Source organism: Dietzia sp. SYD-A1 (assembly GCF_015356725.1).
GTDB lineage: Bacteria > Actinomycetota > Actinomycetes > Mycobacteriales > Mycobacteriaceae > Dietzia.
Genome location: NZ_JADDKI010000553.1, coordinates 1 through 1,832, shown reverse-complemented (window position 1 = coordinate 1,832; position 1,832 = coordinate 1). Strand labels below are relative to the sequence as shown.

The window sequence follows — 1,832 nt, the reverse complement described above, 5'->3', positions numbered from 1 at the left end:
GTTGTTGACGGCGATCCGCATGAGTGACTGCCCCTCCTCCAAGGGCACCTCGTGCTCCTCGCCGTCGTGGGAGACAAAGGTTACAACTGCCATAGTGAACTCCTGATACGTAGTATTTGACGTCCTTTGGCCCGTTGAGTTTTCCGTTGGTCAGCGCAGGCTCAGTGGCCTTCTTGTCACGCTTCTTTCCCTGGGCTCAGACGGCCGCGGCGGGCGCCTCGTGCGTCCGTCTCTACGTGGGTCGGCGCGCCTCTTCTCGGTGGAGTGGCCGTCCTCGACGCCACTGTGACGTCGGCCACGTTCGTGACCCAGTCTGGAACGCCCGACCCACTTTGTCAACGAATATTCCCTAGTGAATCTCGTTCACGGGCCGGGGGGGCCTCGACCCGGTAGCATCCGGGAGGTGACCGAGTCGGCAAGCGCGCCCCCGCGGCGCAGCCCCCGGATGGTTAAGCGCCGCGCGCAGAACTGCGAGCGCATCCTCGACGCCGCCGAGCGGGCGTTCGTCTCCGGGCAGCGCAACGTCCGGATGGAGCAGATCGCCGAGGACTCGGACATGTCAGTGGGCGCGCTCTACAAGTACTTCGGCAGCAAGGACGGCATCCTGCTCGCCCTCGCCGACCGCGCGCTGACCCGGTTCAGCACCTACCTCGACGAGGCCCTCCGTCCCGAGTACTCGCCCCTCGAGCAGGTCATCGCCGCCAGCGACGTGTACCTGCGGTTCTACCTGGACCACCGCGGGTCGTTCCGCTTCCTCGCCTTCGACGGCCACGGTTCCGGCCTCTCCGCCAGCGCCCACGAGCTGAGCCAACAAGTCGGCGACCGCCTCGACGAGATCCTCGGCCGGTTCCAAGCACACCTCGAAAGCGCCATCGCCACGGGCGAGGCCTCGCCCGACTACCCGCCGAAAGAAACCGCGCTCTTCCTCTGGGGCGCATGGAACGGCGTCGTCTCCCTGACCCTGCGCAATGACCGCATGGCACTCACCGACGATCAACTCGCCGCCACCCTCGACGTCGGCCGCCGCCTCGTCAACGAGGGACTCGCCCACCCCAGCTTCCGCATCCGCGGCCACTCGCGCGCCCGCGTCATGGACCCCACCAAGAACTGGTAAGCGCGCACCCACGGCCCCACCCGACAGCCCGCTCACGAGCGACCACCACTCACTGGCCACACGACCGCCAGTCACGTACCTGGGCTCCCACATCCCGGTGTCGCTGTGGGAACGAGGAATCACCGGGATTACCGTGGCCCCGCCGGCGGGCAACACCGCCCTGGCCGCCGTCTTGGATACCTACAACCTGACCGCCGATAGCCGGCGCTCCCCTCCCTCTGGGCAGAATCGCCTTCGGGTCGTCGCCTGGGCCCTGGGCGCCGACGACCCGCCGCAGCGCCCGCTCGCCGGCGATATCCGGGCGAGCACTATCCCGCCGGACGCCACAGGCGGGTAACATAGGTAACGGAAAACGTTTCCGGTTACCCGTTACCGATCGGAGGGGAGATGGCTATGTCGACGTCGGAGAAGATCGCCAGGGCCTATGGGGTGCTCGTCGCGCGAGGGGACAAGGTCACCGTGCGCAGCGTGCAGCGTGAAGCGGGGGTGCGCATCGGTGAGGTGGCCGCGTGGATGCGTGAACACGCCACCGGCGCTGCTGGGGACGTGCCCGAGGCTCCGGATCTGTCGGAGGCGATGTCGGCGATGGTGCAGTCGGTGTGGGCCGCGGCGTGGAAGCGGGCCGCGGAGCAGGCGGACGAGGCGACCGCCGTGGCGCTGGATGCAGCCCGCACTGGCGAAGCAGACGCCCTGGCCGCCGCCGAGCAGGCCGCCACGC

At 68.3% G+C, this 1,832-nt stretch carries 2 protein-coding genes and 1 pseudogene; 2 read left to right on the top strand and 1 reads right to left on the bottom strand.

Annotated elements, in window-relative coordinates; translation table 11 throughout:
• Window positions 1-93, bottom strand: a pseudogene (locus IY392_RS16860) (2Fe-2S ferredoxin); the annotation flags it as partial.
• 310 nt (window positions 94-403) lie between these two features.
• Here IY392_RS16860 and IY392_RS16855 point away from each other — a divergent pair.
• Window positions 404-1,114: a TetR/AcrR family transcriptional regulator gene (locus IY392_RS16855; protein ID WP_146776291.1), complete on the top strand. Its 711-nt coding sequence runs from the start codon at window positions 404-406 to the stop codon at window positions 1,112-1,114.
• Between the two features lie 387 nt (window positions 1,115-1,501).
• Window positions 1,502-1,832, top strand: a 331-nt coding sequence (locus tag IY392_RS16850) for a DNA-binding protein (RefSeq protein ID WP_228549557.1), incomplete at its 3' end; no start/stop codon positions are given.